Origin of the sequence: Photobacterium galatheae, assembly GCF_000695255.1 — a bacterium.
GTDB classification, from domain to species: domain Bacteria; phylum Pseudomonadota; class Gammaproteobacteria; order Enterobacterales; family Vibrionaceae; genus Photobacterium; species Photobacterium galatheae.
Map to the genome: position 1 here is coordinate 1 of NZ_JMIB01000068.1, position 441 is coordinate 441.

At 59.2% G+C, this 441-nt stretch carries 1 protein-coding gene; it reads left to right on the forward strand.

The window, feature by feature from the left end; genetic code table 11:
- Positions 1-441, forward strand: a 441-nt coding sequence (locus tag EA58_RS20645) for an AMP-binding protein (protein ID WP_036757555.1), incomplete at both ends; no start/stop codon positions are given.

Genomic DNA, 441 nt, shown 5'->3' on the forward strand with positions numbered 1-441 from the left:
TGCGATCACGCTGCTTTCCACGGAGGAAAAACACACCCTGTTGACCACCTTCAACCAGACCGAAGCCCCATACCCGCAGGATCAGAGTCTGGTGGCACTGTTCGAAGCGCAGGTGGCGCGAACGCCGGATAACATCGCGCTGGTGTTTGAGGGACAGTCCCTGACCTATCGTGAACTGAACGGCCGGGCCAATCAGTTGGCGCGGCAGATCCGGCAGACGTACAGGGAAATCCAGCAAACGGCACTGTCTGCGGACACCTTGGTCGCCCTGTATCTGGATCGCAGCCCGGAGATGGTCATCAGTATTCTGGCGGTGCTGAAAGCGGGAGCGGCCTACGTGCCCATCTCGCCGGAATACCCGGCAGAACGCAGTACATTTATTTTAGAAGATACCCGTGCGCCGGTGGTGATCACCCATGCGCCGCAGCGGGCACAAGTTGA